The organism is Enterobacter sp. E12, from assembly GCF_014596715.2.
GTDB lineage: Bacteria > Pseudomonadota > Gammaproteobacteria > Enterobacterales > Enterobacteriaceae > Enterobacter > Enterobacter bugandensis.
In genome coordinates this window covers 1666223-1679412 of record NZ_CP115601.1, presented here as the reverse complement: position 1 = coordinate 1679412, position 13190 = coordinate 1666223, and the positions used below count along the sequence as shown (strand labels likewise).

The 13190-nt window shown below is 56.2% G+C and carries 10 protein-coding genes; 9 read left to right on the top strand and 1 reads right to left on the bottom strand.

All coding sequences use genetic code 11. From position 1 onward, the window contains the following. The first annotated feature begins 103 nt into the window (after window positions 1–103). From ssuE to ssuB, 5 genes are read left to right on the top strand one after another with little or no spacing between them, the layout of a single operon-like run. The gene (gene ssuE, locus IB212_RS07875; RefSeq protein WP_028012591.1) at window positions 104–679 is read left to right on the top strand and encodes an NADPH-dependent FMN reductase; all 576 of its coding nucleotides are present in this window, start codon (window positions 104–106) and stop codon (window positions 677–679) included. Beyond that, a complete protein-coding gene (locus IB212_RS07870) occupies window positions 672–1634 on the top strand; it encodes a sulfonate ABC transporter substrate-binding protein (RefSeq protein WP_188245787.1) in 963 nt (320 codons plus the stop codon). The genes ssuE and IB212_RS07870 overlap by 8 nt, the downstream gene beginning before the upstream one ends. Continuing rightward, window positions 1631–2776, top strand: coding sequence for an FMNH2-dependent alkanesulfonate monooxygenase (ssuD, locus tag IB212_RS07865; RefSeq protein ID WP_028012589.1), 1146 nt, complete (start codon window positions 1631–1633; stop codon window positions 2774–2776). Before IB212_RS07870 ends, ssuD begins: the two co-directional genes overlap by 4 nt. 9 nt (window positions 2777–2785) lie before the next feature. Continuing rightward, window positions 2786–3577 carry an aliphatic sulfonate ABC transporter permease SsuC gene (gene ssuC, locus IB212_RS07860; RefSeq protein WP_028012588.1) on the top strand — a complete coding sequence of 264 codons (792 nt, stop codon included), beginning with the start codon at window positions 2786–2788 and terminating at the stop codon, window positions 3575–3577. Continuing rightward, the gene (ssuB, locus tag IB212_RS07855) at window positions 3574–4344 is read left to right on the top strand and encodes an aliphatic sulfonates ABC transporter ATP-binding protein (RefSeq protein WP_188245786.1); all 771 of its coding nucleotides are present in this window, start codon (window positions 3574–3576) and stop codon (window positions 4342–4344) included. The genes ssuC and ssuB overlap by 4 nt, the downstream gene beginning before the upstream one ends. Window positions 4345–4432: 88 nt before the next feature. Here the strand turns inward: ssuB and pepN are convergent, their stop codons facing one another. Then, entirely contained in the window at window positions 4433–7045 is a 2613-nt protein-coding gene (pepN, locus tag IB212_RS07850; protein ID WP_188245785.1) for an aminopeptidase N, read from the bottom strand. Between the two features lie 254 nt (window positions 7046–7299). On the opposite strand from pepN, the gene pncB reads away from it, so the two are divergent. The 4 genes from pncB to aspC all read left to right on the top strand — a co-directional run bounded on the left by pncB (window position 7300) and on the right by aspC (window position 13158). Continuing rightward, a complete protein-coding gene (gene pncB, locus IB212_RS07845) occupies window positions 7300–8502 on the top strand; it encodes a nicotinate phosphoribosyltransferase (protein WP_045630030.1) in 1203 nt (400 codons plus the stop codon). Between the two features lie 167 nt (window positions 8503–8669). Then, window positions 8670–10070: an asparagine--tRNA ligase gene (gene asnS, locus IB212_RS07840; protein WP_028012584.1), complete on the top strand. Its 1401-nt coding sequence runs from the start codon at window positions 8670–8672 to the stop codon at window positions 10068–10070. Between the two features lie 606 nt (window positions 10071–10676). Beyond that, window positions 10677–11783, top strand: a complete 1107-nt coding sequence (locus IB212_RS07835; RefSeq protein WP_041910616.1) for a porin — start codon at window positions 10677–10679, stop codon at window positions 11781–11783. 184 nt (window positions 11784–11967) lie between these two features. Then, window positions 11968–13158 carry an aspartate transaminase gene (gene aspC / locus IB212_RS07830; protein WP_041910617.1) on the top strand — a complete coding sequence of 397 codons (1191 nt, stop codon included), beginning with the start codon at window positions 11968–11970 and terminating at the stop codon, window positions 13156–13158. Window positions 13159–13190: the final 32 nt, after the last annotated feature.

The following is a 13190-nucleotide window of genomic DNA, read 5'->3' as shown; positions in this document are numbered from 1 at the left end:
AATTGCGGATAAATCATTTAGTGGAATAACCGCGCGGTGTCACACTCCTGAAAATTGTTATGAATGTTAGACAAAAGCAAACAATTAGTTATAAGGAGGAAGTATGCGCGTCATTACCCTGGCCGGAAGTCCACGATTCCCTTCGCGTTCCAGCGCCCTGCTGGAATATGCCCGCGACAAGCTCAATGCCCTGGACGTGGAAGTGTGCCACTGGAATCTGCATAACTTCGAACCTGAAGATTTGCTGTATGCCCGCTTCGACAGCCCCGCGCTGAAAACCCTCACTGAGCAGCTCAAGGAAGCGGACGGCCTCATCGTTGCGACCCCGATTTATAAAGCCTCTTTTTCGGGCGCGCTGAAAACGCTGCTCGATCTTCTCCCCGAGCGCGCACTGGACGGCAAAGTGGTTCTGCCGCTGGCAACGGGCGGCACGGTGGCCCATTTACTGGCGGTGGATTACGCCCTGAAGCCGGTGCTAAACGCCCTGAAGGCGCAGGAGATCCTTCACGGCGTTTTCGCGGATGATTCGCAGGTCATTGACTACCAGCATAAGCCGCACTTCACGCCGAATCTGCAAACGCGCCTTGATGCCTCGCTGGAAACTTTCTGGCACGCGCTGCATCGCCGGGATATCCAGGTTCCTTCTTTTAATCCGCCGCAGGGAGTCGCACATGTTTAAAACCTTAACCCGCCTCGGACTGGCTGGCCTGATGGCGTTTAGCGCGCTGGCACATGCCGCAGAAACCGCACCGGACAGTTTACGGATTGGCTACCAAAAAGGCAGCGTCAGTATGGTGCTGGCAAAAAGCCACCAGCTGCTGGAAAAACGCTTCCCGGACACCAAATTCTCATGGGTGGAGTTCCCGGCAGGGCCGCAGATGCTTGAAGCCCTGAACGTCGGCAGTATCGATCTGGGCAGTACGGGCGACATCCCGCCTATTTTCGCTCAGGCTGCCGGGGCAGACCTGGTATACGTCGGTGTAGAACCCGCTAAGCCGAAAGCCGAAGTCATCCTGGTACCTGAAAACAGTGACATTAAAAGCGTCTCCGACCTTAAAGGGCGTAAGGTCGCTTTCCAGAAAGGTTCCAGTTCGCACAACCTGCTGCTGCGCGCCTTACAGGAAGCCGGCCTCAAGTTCACCGACATTCAGCCCGTTTACCTGACGCCCGCCGACGCGCGCGCCGCGTTCCAGCAGAAGAACGTTGATGCCTGGGCTATCTGGGATCCGTACTACTCCGCGGCATTACTGCAGGGTGGCGTACGGGTGCTGAAAGACGGTACTACGCTGAAGCAAACCGGTTCGTTCTACCTCGCCTCACGCCCTTACGCCGAAAAAAACGGCGCGTTTATTCAGGGCGTACTGGATACCTTTACGCAGGCAGATGCCCTGACCCAGAGCCAGCGTCAGGCGAGCATCACCCTGCTGGCAAAAACCATGGGCTTACCTGAGCCGGTGATCGCGAGCTACCTCAGTCACCGTCCGCCCACCACCATTGCGCCTGTCGACGCGCACGTCGCCGCGCTTCAGCAACAGACCGCTGACCTCTTCTATCAAAACCGCCTGGTACCAAAACAGGTCGATATTCGCGAACGCATCTGGCAGCCCGCTGGCAAAGAAGGAGCTAAATCATGAGTCTGAATCTTTTCTGGTTTTTACCCACCCACGGTGATGGACACTATCTTGGTACAGAAGAGGGCTCGCGCCCGGTTGACCATGGCTATCTTCAGCAGATTGCCCAGGCGGCGGACCGAATCGGTTTTACCGGCGTGCTGATCCCGACCGGACGCTCGTGCGAGGATGCCTGGCTGGTGGCCGCGTCGATGATCCCGGTCACCCAGCGCCTTAAATTCCTGGTTGCATTGCGCCCGAGCGTCGTTTCACCCACCGTGGCGGCGCGTCAGGCAGCAACGCTGGACAGGCTCTCCAACGGCCGCGCTCTGTTTAACCTGGTGACGGGCAGCGATCCGCAGGAGCTGGCGGGTGACGGCGTGTTCCTCGACCATACCGAGCGCTATGAAGCCTCCGCCGAATTTACCCGCGTCTGGCGACGCCTGCTTGAAGGCGAAACCGTCACCTTTGAAGGTAAGCATATTCACGTTCGCGACGCGAAGCTCTACTTCCCGCCGGTGCAGCAGCCGCGCCCTCCGCTCTATTTTGGCGGTTCGTCGGATGTGGCCCAGGATCTGGCCGCCGAGCAGGTCGATCTCTATCTGACCTGGGGCGAGCCGCCCGAGCTGGTGAAAGAGAAAATTGCCCAGGTCCGCGCCAAAGCCGCCGCCCATGGCCGCAAGGTGCGCTTCGGAATTCGCCTGCACGTGATTGTGCGCGAAACCAATGAAGAAGCCTGGCAGGCGGCAGACCGTCTGATCTCCCATCTGGACGATGAGACCATTGCGAAGGCGCAGGCTGCGTTTGCCAAAACCGACTCCGTCGGGCAGCACCGCATGGCCTCTCTGCACAACGGCAAGCGCGAGAATCTGGAAATCAGCCCGAACCTGTGGGCGGGCGTGGGTCTGGTACGCGGCGGCGCGGGCACGGCGCTGGTCGGCGACGGGCCAACCGTGGCTGCACGTATTAATGAATACGCTGACCTGGGCATCGACAGCTTTATTCTCTCCGGCTATCCGCACCTGGAAGAGGCCTACAGGGTAGGCGAGCTGTTATTCCCGCATCTGGATGTCGCCGTTCCGGAAATTCCGCAGCCGCAGCGGCTCCAGCTGCAGGGCGAAGCCGTGGCAAACGAGTTTATTCCGCGCAAAGCCGCACAGAGCTAAGGAGTGACCATGTCTGCCACCTCACAAAAATGGCTGCTGCGCGCCGCCCCGTGGTTTTTGCCCGTCGGCATCGTGGCGCTCTGGCAGCTCGCGTCGACCACCGGCTGGCTGTCGAGCCGCATTTTGCCCTCTCCGGAGGGCGTTATCGAAGCGTTCTGGTCGCTGAGCGTCAGCGGAGAGCTGTGGCAACATCTGGCGATCAGCTCCTGGCGCGCGGTAATTGGGTTTTCCATCGGCGGCAGCATCGGTCTGGTGCTGGGTCTGATCAGCGGCCTTTCACGCTGGGGGGAAAGGCTGCTGGATACCTCCATCCAGATGCTGCGCAACGTGCCGCATCTGGCGCTGATCCCGCTGGTCATTTTGTGGTTTGGGATCGATGAGAGCGCCAAAATCTTCCTCGTGGCGCTGGGCACGCTGTTCCCGATATACATCAACACCTGGCACGGCATCCGCAATATCGATCGCGGTCTGGTGGAGATGGCGCGCAGCTACGGCTTATCCGGTTTTTCCCTCTTTGCTCACGTGATTCTGCCGGGCGCCCTGCCCTCCATTATGGTCGGGGTGCGCTTTGCGCTCGGCTTGATGTGGCTGACGCTGATTGTGGCGGAAACCATCTCAGCCAATTCCGGTATTGGCTACCTGGCGATGAACGCCCGCGAATTCCTGCAAACGGACGTGGTGGTGGTCGCCATCATTCTGTATGCACTGCTCGGCAAACTCGCCGACGTCAGCGCACAGTGGCTGGAGCGCAGCTGGCTGCGCTGGAACCCGGCCTATACCCTTCAGGAGGCGAAAGCATGAATACCGCACGACTAAATCAGGGCACGCCGCTGCTGCTGAACGGCGTAACCAAACGCTACGGCGAAAACACCATTCTTAACGGGCTGGATCTGCACATTCCCGCCGGCCAGTTTGTGGCTGTAGTCGGGCGCAGCGGCGGCGGAAAAAGCACACTCCTGCGTCTTTTAGCCGGGCTGGAAGCCCCCAACGGTGGACAGATTCTGGCAGGAACCACGCCGCTGGCCAATATTCAGGACGATACGCGCATGATGTTTCAGGACGCGCGCCTGCTGCCGTGGAAAACGGTGATTGATAACGTCGGGCTGGGGCTCAAAGGCAACTGGCGGGATGAAGCCCGTCAGGCGCTGGCCGCCGTCGGGCTGGAAAACCGTGCAGGTGAATGGCCTGCGGCGCTGTCGGGCGGCCAGAAGCAGCGCGTGGCGCTGGCGCGAGCGTTGATTCACCGTCCCGGCCTGCTGCTGCTTGATGAGCCGCTCGGCGCTCTTGATGCCCTGACGCGGATAGAAATGCAGGATCTGATTGAATCCCTCTGGCAGGCGCACGGCTTTACGGTACTGCTGGTGACGCATGACGTGAGCGAAGCCGTGGCGATGGCGGACCGGGTATTGCTTATAGAAAACGGGAAAATCGGTTTGGATCTGACGGTGGACATCCCGCGCCCTCGTCGCGTGGGCTCGGCGAGACTGGCGGAGCTGGAAGCCGAAGTGCTGGATCGGGTGATGAAACGTGGGGAAGCGGAGATTCAGCGGATAAAGGCCAATGCCTGATGCCCTCTCCCACAGGGAGAGGGAGAAAACCGATGCCCCGCGCCCCCACGTAGGCCCGGTAAGCGTAGCGCCACCGGGCTTTTTTACATCAGGCCAGCGCCTTAGCAATCTTCTCGTACAGATCGCCAGACAGATTTTCCAGCCCTTTCAGCTGCTCAAGCGCGGCGCGCATCTTCGCCTGGCGCTGCGCATCATAGCGTTTCAGGCGGATCAGCGGCTCAATCAGACGTGATGCAACCTGCGGGTTACGGCTGTTCAGCTCGGTCAGCATTTCCACCATAAACTGGTATCCGCTGCCGTCTTCGGCGTGGAACGCGGCCGGGTTACTGCTGGCAAATGCGCCAATCAGCGAGCGAACGCGGTTCGGGTTGCTCATGGTGAACGAACGGTGCTTCAGCAGGCTGCGAACCTTACTAAGCGCATCAGCCGCCGGGCTGGTCGCCTGCAGAATAAACCACTTGTCCATCACCAGGCCATCCTGGTGCCACTTGTCGTCATATTCCTGCATCAGCGCATCGCGGCACGGCAGTTCAGCGGCAACGCTTGCCGCCAGGGCCGCGAGCGCATCAGTCATGTTATCCGCTTCGTGATACTGCTTGCTCACCAGCGTGTTCGCCAGTTCGGCCTCACCAAACGCAAGATAGCGCAGGCAGGTATTGCGCAGGCTACGCTTGCCGATATCCGCATGCTCCACGCGATACGCGTCAAGCTTGTTAGCGTTGTAGAGCGCCAGGAATTCATCCGCCAGTTCGGTCGCCAGCGTGCGGGTCAGCGCTTCGCGCACCGCCACGATGGCAATCGGGTCGATAATGTCGAACAGCTCCGCAATTTCAGTCGCGGACGGCAGGGTCAGAATTTCAGCCGCCAGCGCCGGGTCAATCTTCTCGTCCAGCAGGATGGCGCGGAACGCGTCTGCCACATGCACCGGCAGCGTCAGCGGCTGGCCCTGCTGGTAGCGGTTCACGTTAAGCTTGATGTAGGTTGCCAGCAGGCTCTGCGCCGCGTCCCAGCGGGAGAAATCGTTGCGGGCGTGACGCATCAGGAACGTCAGCTGCTGGTCGCTCCACTTGTACTCCAGCTTCACCGGCGCGGAGAACTCGCACAGCAGCGCAGGCACCGGCTGGAAGTAGACGTTATCGAAGATAAAGGTCTGCTCTGCCTGGGTCACGTTCAGCACGTGGTGCACCGGGTGGCCGCCCTTCTGCAGCGGGATGACGTTGCCTTCGTTGTCGTACAGCTCAATGCTGAACGGAATGTGCAGCGGATATTTTTCTTCCTGCTCGGCGGTTGGCGGCGTGCGCTGGCTGATGGTCAGAGTGTACTGCTCGGTTTCCGGGTTGTAGTCGTCCTTAACGGTGACAATCGGGGTCCCGGCCTGGCTGTACCAGCGGCGGAAGTGAGAAAGATCAACGTTGGACGCGTCTTCCATCGCCTGCACGAAGTCGTCGCAGGTAGCCGCGCTGCCGTCGTGACGTTCGAAGTAAAGCTGCATCCCTTTCTGGAAATTCTCTTCACCCAGCAGGGTGTGGATCATGCGGATAATTTCAGCGCCCTTCTCGTACACCGTCAGGGTGTAAAAGTTATTCATCTCAATGACTTTATCCGGACGGATCGGGTGCGCCATTGGGCTGGCATCTTCCGCAAACTGCAGGCCGCGCATGGTGCGCACGTTGTTGATGCGGTTGACCGCCCGCGAGCCCAGATCGGAGCTGAACTCCTGATCGCGGAAGACGGTCAGCCCCTCTTTCAGGCTCAGCTGGAACCAGTCGCGGCAGGTGACGCGGTTACCGGTCCAGTTATGGAAATACTCGTGGCCGATAACGCGTTCGATATCGAGGTAGTCTTTATCGGTGGCGGTATCGGTACGCGCCAGCACGTACTTGGAGTTAAAGATGTTAAGGCCTTTATTCTCCATCGCGCCCATGTTGAAGAAGTCGACGGCGACGATCATATAGATGTCGAGATCGTATTCGAGGCCGAAACGCTCTTCATCCCACTTCATGGAGTTAATGAGTGAAGTCATCGCCCACGGCGCGCGATCAAGGTTGCCGCGGTCAACGAACAGCTCCAGCGCCACTTCGCGGCCAGAGCGGGTTTTGAAGGTATCGCGCAGCACGTCGAAATCACCCGCCACCAGCGCAAACAGGTAGCACGGTTTCGGGAACGGATCCTGCCACTGCACCCAGTGACGGCCATTTTCCAGCTCGCCCTCACCCACGCGGTTACCGTTGGAGAGCAGGAACGGATAGAGGGTTTTATCGGCAATGATTTTGGTGGTAAAGCGCGCCAGCACGTCCGGGCGGTCCAGGTACCAGGTAATGTGGCGGAAACCTTCGGCTTCACACTGGGTACACAGGGCCACGCCTGACTGGTAGAGCCCTTCCAGCGCCGTGTTGGCGGCAGGGCTGATTTCATTCACGATGCGCAGCGTAAAGCGTTCCGGCAGGTTGTCGATGACCAGCTGGTTGCCTTCTTCTTTATAATCTGACCAGGCTTCATCGTTAATGTGCAGGGAGACCAGCGTCAGGTCTTCGCCATCCAGACGCAGCGGTACGGCAGTCGCGCTGTGGCGCGTCACCTGGCTTACCGCCGTCACAACGGTTTTTGTGGCATCCAGGTCAAAAGTCAGGTCGATATCGCTAATCAGGTATTCCGGCGCACGGTAGTCGTGGCGGTATTTGGCTTGTGGCTGTTGTGTCATAGAAAACCTTATGCATCGTTTGTCGAGTAACGTTTCAATATATTCCTGTTGCGTAAAACGCGCTATGCAGAATGTTCATCTTTTCAGACTTAAACACCTTTTTCGCTACATTTGTATAACACGGGGCACGAAATGCTCTCGACCATAAAGTGTGCTTATGTTGTGATCGGGGTTCAATAAATCACTAAACAAGGTATACTCCGGAGTTGTTTATTGTACTAAACGCTCCCGTGAGAGGATGCTACAGCGCACCTATGACTCAATTCGCTTCTCCGGTTCTGCATACGTTGCTGGATACCGACGCGTATAAACTGCATATGCAGCAAGCCGTTTTCCACCATTACTATGACGTTCACGTCGCGGCGGAATTCCGCTGCCGTGGTGACGACTTGCTCGGTATCTACGCAGACTCCATTCGTGAACAGGTCGATGCGATGCAGCATCTGGCGCTCACCGATGACGAATATCAGTGGCTTTCTGGCCTGCCTTTCTTTAAAGCGGACTATCTGAACTGGCTGCGCGACTTCCGCTATAAGCCTGAACAGGTCACCGTGACCAACGAGAACGGCAAGCTGGATATTCGTCTTGAAGGTCCGTGGCGGGAAGTGATCATGTGGGAAGTGCCGCTTCTGGCCGTCATCAGCGAGCTGGCTCACCGCTACCGTTCGCCTGAAACGGGCGTCGAACAGGCGGTCGCCTCGCTGGAGAACAAACTTGAGGCATTCTCAACGCTGACCGAAGGGCTGGATATGTCCCGCTTCCGCCTGATGGATTTCGGCACCCGTCGCCGCTTCTCTCGCGAGGTTCAGCAAGCTATCGTTGAACGTTTGCAGCAGGAGCCGTGGTTCGTGGGTACCAGCAACTACGATTTGGCGCGTCGCCTCAACCTGACGCCAATGGGCACCCAGGCGCACGAGTGGTTCCAGGCGCATCAGCAAATTAGCCCGGACCTGGCTAACAGCCAGCGTGCGGCGCTGGCTGCGTGGCTTGAAGAGTACCCGAATCAACTCGGGATCGCCCTGACCGACTGTATTACGATGGATGCCTTCCTGCGCGACTTTGGTCCCGAGTTCGCTGAGCGTTACCAGGGGTTACGCCACGACTCAGGGGATCCGGTTGAATGGGGCGAAAAGGCGATTGCTCATTACCAAAAACTCGGCATTGACCCGATGAGCAAGGTGCTGGTCTTCTCCGATAATCTCGACCTGGCAAAAGCCGTCGAACTGTATCGTCATTTCAATGCCAGAATTAATCTGGGCTTCGGGATCGGTACCCGGTTGACCTGCGACATTCCTCAGGTAAAACCTCTGAATATTGTGATAAAGCTGGTGGAATGTAACGGCAAGCCGGTGGCTAAGCTCTCTGACAGCCCGGGTAAAACCATCTGCCATGACAAAGCGTTTGTTCGCGCATTGCGCAAAGCGTTCGATCTCCCCCAGATCAAAAAAGCCAGTTAAGCGCTTACGGGAGCCTTCAGGGCTCCCTTCCCTTATTTATTTCTCAATTCTTCTCTTTTGACTGCGAAATTTACTTGTCTGATAGCGGTTGGCAGGTAACATAGATATCCCCCCGTCTTGGGGTGGACAAGTGTTTATTTTTTCCGACTATTAACAGAGAGAATATTATGAGCGTTGTGCCTGTAGCCGACGTACTCCAGGGCCGTGTCGCCGTTGACCAGGAGGTCACCGTGCGCGGATGGGTGCGTACTCGCCGAGATTCTAAAGCTGGCATCTCCTTCCTTGCCGTCTATGACGGTTCCTGCTTTGATCCTGTACAGGCCGTCATTAATAATTCTCTGCCCAATTACAATGATGACGTTCTGCGCCTGACGACGGGTTGTTCCGTTATCGTCACCGGTGTGGTTGTGGCATCCCCGGGCCAGGGCCAGAGTTTCGAGATCCAGGCTTCTGCCATTGAAGTGACCGGCTGGGTTGAAGATCCGGACACCTACCCGATGGCGGCAAAACGTCACAGCATTGAATACCTGCGTGAAGTCGCACACCTGCGTCCGCGTACCAACCTGATTGGTGCGGTGGCTCGCGTGCGTCATACGCTGGCCCAGGCGCTGCATCGCTTCTTCGATGAGCAGGGGTATTTCTGGGTGTCTACCCCGCTGATCACCGCGTCCGATACAGAAGGCGCAGGCGAAATGTTCCGCGTCTCGACGCTGGACATGGAAAACCTGCCGCGCACGCCGGAAGGTAAAGTCGACTACGACAAAGACTTCTTTGGCAAAGAAGCCTTCCTGACGGTATCCGGCCAGCTCAACGGCGAAACCTACGCCTGTGCGCTGTCTAAGATCTATACCTTCGGCCCAACCTTCCGCGCCGAAAACTCCAACACCAGCCGCCACCTGGCGGAGTTCTGGATGCTGGAGCCGGAAGTGGCGTTTGCCGATCTGAATGATGTTGCAGGTCTCGCAGAAGCGATGCTGAAGTACGTCTTCAAAGCGGTGCTGGAAGAGCGTCCTGACGACATGAAGTTCTTCGCCGAACGCGTAGACAGCGATGCTGTAGCGCGTCTGGAGCGTTTCGTCTCTGCCGACTTTGCGCAGGTGGACTACACCGATGCGGTGGCGATCCTCGAGAAATGCGGTGAGAAGTTCGAGAACCCGGTTTACTGGGGCGTCGATCTGGCGTCTGAGCACGAACGCTATCTCGCCGAGAAACATTTCAAAGCGCCGGTTGTCGTTAAAAACTACCCGAAAGACATTAAGGCCTTCTATATGCGCCTTAACGAAGACGGGAAAACCGTGGCAGCGATGGACGTACTGGCGCCGGGCATCGGTGAGATCATTGGTGGTTCTCAGCGTGAAGAGCGTCTGGACGTGCTTGACGCGCGCATGGCAGAGATGGGGCTCAACCCTGCGGACTACAGCTGGTATCGCGACCTGCGCCGTTATGGCACCGTTCCGCACGCTGGGTTCGGTCTGGGCTTCGAGCGTCTGATCGCCTACGTTACCGGCGTTCAGAACGTGCGTGACGTAATTCCGTTCCCGCGTACACCACGCAACGCCAGCTTCTAAGCAACGCAACAGACAATGGCCAGCATTTGCTGGCCATTATTTTATTCTGCCCTGTCAGTTTTTGTCAGCGTAAAGTCAGCGTTTTTAAACCACTACACCGTCACAACCGCTACCTGTTACGTTTTGTTTCCGCGAAATATCTAGCCACAAAAAATTAACCTCATTCTTATTGCGATTATTACATTCTGAAGCAATAGCACAAATTTCAACCAATCTTTCAGCCATCCAGAAGTCTTTATTGGGTCATAAGAAAAAACGAGTCGTTTAACATTCGTTTATAGGAATTGCCTTTATCCAAATTAAACATAAGGAATTCATATATATAGGAAACAAACCGATGCTTAATTCGCCAGGGGGGTTCTGAAATTTGAGATGGTTCACAAAGTTCCCAAAAATACACATTTAGTTACACATATTTTCTTTCTGTAACTCAATCTTGAGAATTGTAGCACTTTCAGGCTAGCGAAACGCTTCGGTGAATGGAAAGATGCCTGTCAGATACATAAAGACACCAAACTCTCATCAATAGTTCCGGAAATATTTATTGACAGAATTTATTGACGGCAGTGGCGAGTGTCATAAAAAAACCAATGAGGGTAATAAATAATGATGAAGCGCAATATTCTGGCAGTGGTAATCCCTGCCCTGCTGGTAGCCGGTGCAGCTAACGCTGCAGAAATCTATAACAAGAACGGCAACAAACTGGACTTCTACGGTAAAGTTAACGCCGAGCACGATTTCGTGACCTCCGGCGATGACACTAACAATAACGACGCTACCTACGCGCAGATCGGTTTCAAAGGCGAAACTCAGATCAACGACCAGCTGACCGGTTACGGCCAGTGGGAATACCGCTTCATGGCTAACCAGGCTGAGAACACCGCTCAGTCTAACAAAAACCGTCTGGCCTTTGCTGGTCTGAAAGCGGGCGACGCTGGCAGCATCGACTACGGTCGTAACTACGGTATCGTATACGACGTTGAGTCATACACCGATATGGCGCCGTCCTTCTCCGGTATGACCTGGGGCGGTAACTACGTTGATAACTTTATGACCAGCCGCAGCACCGGCCTGCTGACCTACCGTAACAGCGATTTCTTCGGTCTGGTTGACGGTCTGAGCCTGGGCGTACAGTACCAGGGTAAAAACGACCGTGCTGACGTTAAAACCTCTAACGGTGACGGCGTAGGTTACTCACTGGGTTACGACTTCGGCGAAGGCTTCGGTGCAATCGCATCTTACAGCAACGCTAACCGTACTCTGAACCAGAAAGCTGATGGCCAGGGTGATAAAGCTGAAGCATGGGGCGTGGGTCTGAAATACGACGCTAACAACCTCTACCTGGCAACTACCTATGCAGAAACCCGTAACACCACCCGTACCGGTTCTAGCGGTGATGCAGGTTTTGCTAACAAAACTCAGAACTTCGAAGTGGTTGCTCAGTACCAGTTCGACTTCGGCCTGCGTCCAGCAATCTCCTACGTGCAGACCAAAGGTAAAGACCTGGCTGCCGTCGGCGGCTTCAGCGGTGGCGATGCAGACCTGGCTAAATTCATCCAGGTTGGTACCACTTACTACTTCAACAAAAACTTCAACGTGTGGGCTGACTACTACATCAACCTGCTGGATAAAGACACCGACTACGCGAAAGCTGTTGGCGGTCTGAACGGCAACGACGATATGGCTGCTGTGGGTGTAACCTACCAGTTCTAATCAGAACACCACTTTGTTATATGCATAATGAACAGGGCTTCGGCCCTGTTTTTTTATGCCTGACAGAAAATAATGGCGACTTTTGAAAAGCCGCACGCTTTTCGTCGCAAACGGTTGGCATTTTGTAAATCTACCGTTAACCTGATAGCGGATTTCACTTCTGTAATCACAATGGAACTTCGTCATGTTTGAGAACATTACCGCCGCTCCTGCCGACCCTATTCTGGGCCTGGCCGATCTGTTTCGTGCCGACGACCGCCCTGGCAAAATCAACCTGGGTATTGGTGTATATAAAGATGAAACCGGCAAAACTCCGGTACTGACCAGCGTTAAGAAAGCTGAGCAGTATCTGCTGGAAAATGAAACCACCAAAAACTACCTCGGTATTGATGGTATCCCTGAATTTGGTCGCTGCACCCAGGAGCTGCTGTTCGGTAAAGGCAGCGCAATTGTGAGTGACAAACGTGCGCGCACGGCGCAGACCCCTGGCGGTACCGGCGCGCTGCGCGTGGCGGCGGATTTCCTTGCGAAAAACACCTCTGTGAAGCGCGTATGGGTGAGCAATCCAAGCTGGCCGAACCATAAGAGCGTCTTTAACTCTGCCGGCCTGGAAGTGCGTGAATATGCTTACTACGACGCGGCCAATCACTCTCTGGACTTTGACGGCCTGCTGGCAAGCCTGAGCGAAGCGCAGGCGGGTGACGTGGTGCTGTTCCACGGCTGCTGCCACAACCCAACCGGTATCGATCCAACGCTTGAGCAGTGGGAACACCTGGCAAAGCTCTCCGTTGAGAAAGGCTGGCTGCCGCTGTTTGACTTTGCTTACCAGGGCTTCGCCCGCGGTCTGGAAGAAGATGCTGAAGGCCTGCGCGCGTTCGCAGCCATGCATCAGGAACTGATCGTTGCCAGTTCCTACTCCAAGAACTTTGGTCTGTACAATGAGCGTGTAGGCGCCTGTACGCTGGTTGCGGCTAACGATGAGACTGTCGATCGCGCGTTTAGCCAGATGAAATCCGTTATCCGCGCAAACTACTCTAACCCGCCGGCACACGGTGCGTCTGTTGTTGCGACCATTCTGAGCAACGATGCGCTGCGCGCGATTTGGGAACAAGAGCTGAACGATATGCGTCAGCGTATCCAGCGCATGCGCCTGCTGTTTGTGAACACCCTGGCGGAGAAAGGCGCTGACCGCGACTTCAGCTTCATCATCAAACAGAACGGTATGTTCTCGTTCAGCGGCCTGACCAAAGAGCAGGTTCTGCGTCTGCGTGAAGAGTTTGGCGTTTACGCCGTAGCCTCTGGCCGCGTAAACGTTGCAGGCATGACCCCTGACAACATGGCACCACTGTGCGAAGCGATTGTCGCCGTCCTGTAATTTGCGCCCACAAAAAAGCCTGCGTTAAGCAG

Bases quoted from the DNA above. Each gene is read 5' to 3' on its own strand.
- ssuB (WP_188245786.1), top strand. From the start codon at position 3,574: ATGAATACCGCACGACTAAATCAGGGCACGCCGCTGCTGCTGAACGGC.
- aspC (WP_041910617.1), top strand. From the start codon at position 11,968: ATGTTTGAGAACATTACCGCCGCTCCTGCCGACCCTATTCTGGGCCTG.
- pncB (WP_045630030.1), top strand. From the start codon at position 7,300: ATGACTCAATTCGCTTCTCCGGTTCTGCATACGTTGCTGGATACCGAC.
- IB212_RS07870 (WP_188245787.1), top strand. From the start codon at position 672: ATGTTTAAAACCTTAACCCGCCTCGGACTGGCTGGCCTGATGGCGTTT.
- asnS (WP_028012584.1), top strand. From the start codon at position 8,670: ATGAGCGTTGTGCCTGTAGCCGACGTACTCCAGGGCCGTGTCGCCGTT.
- ssuC (WP_028012588.1), top strand. From the start codon at position 2,786: ATGTCTGCCACCTCACAAAAATGGCTGCTGCGCGCCGCCCCGTGGTTT.
- ssuD (WP_028012589.1), top strand. From the start codon at position 1,631: ATGAGTCTGAATCTTTTCTGGTTTTTACCCACCCACGGTGATGGACAC.
- pepN (WP_188245785.1), bottom strand. From the start codon at position 7,045: ATGACACAACAGCCACAAGCCAAATACCGCCACGACTACCGTGCGCCG.
- ssuE (WP_028012591.1), top strand. From the start codon at position 104: ATGCGCGTCATTACCCTGGCCGGAAGTCCACGATTCCCTTCGCGTTCC.
- IB212_RS07835 (WP_041910616.1), top strand. From the start codon at position 10,677: ATGATGAAGCGCAATATTCTGGCAGTGGTAATCCCTGCCCTGCTGGTA.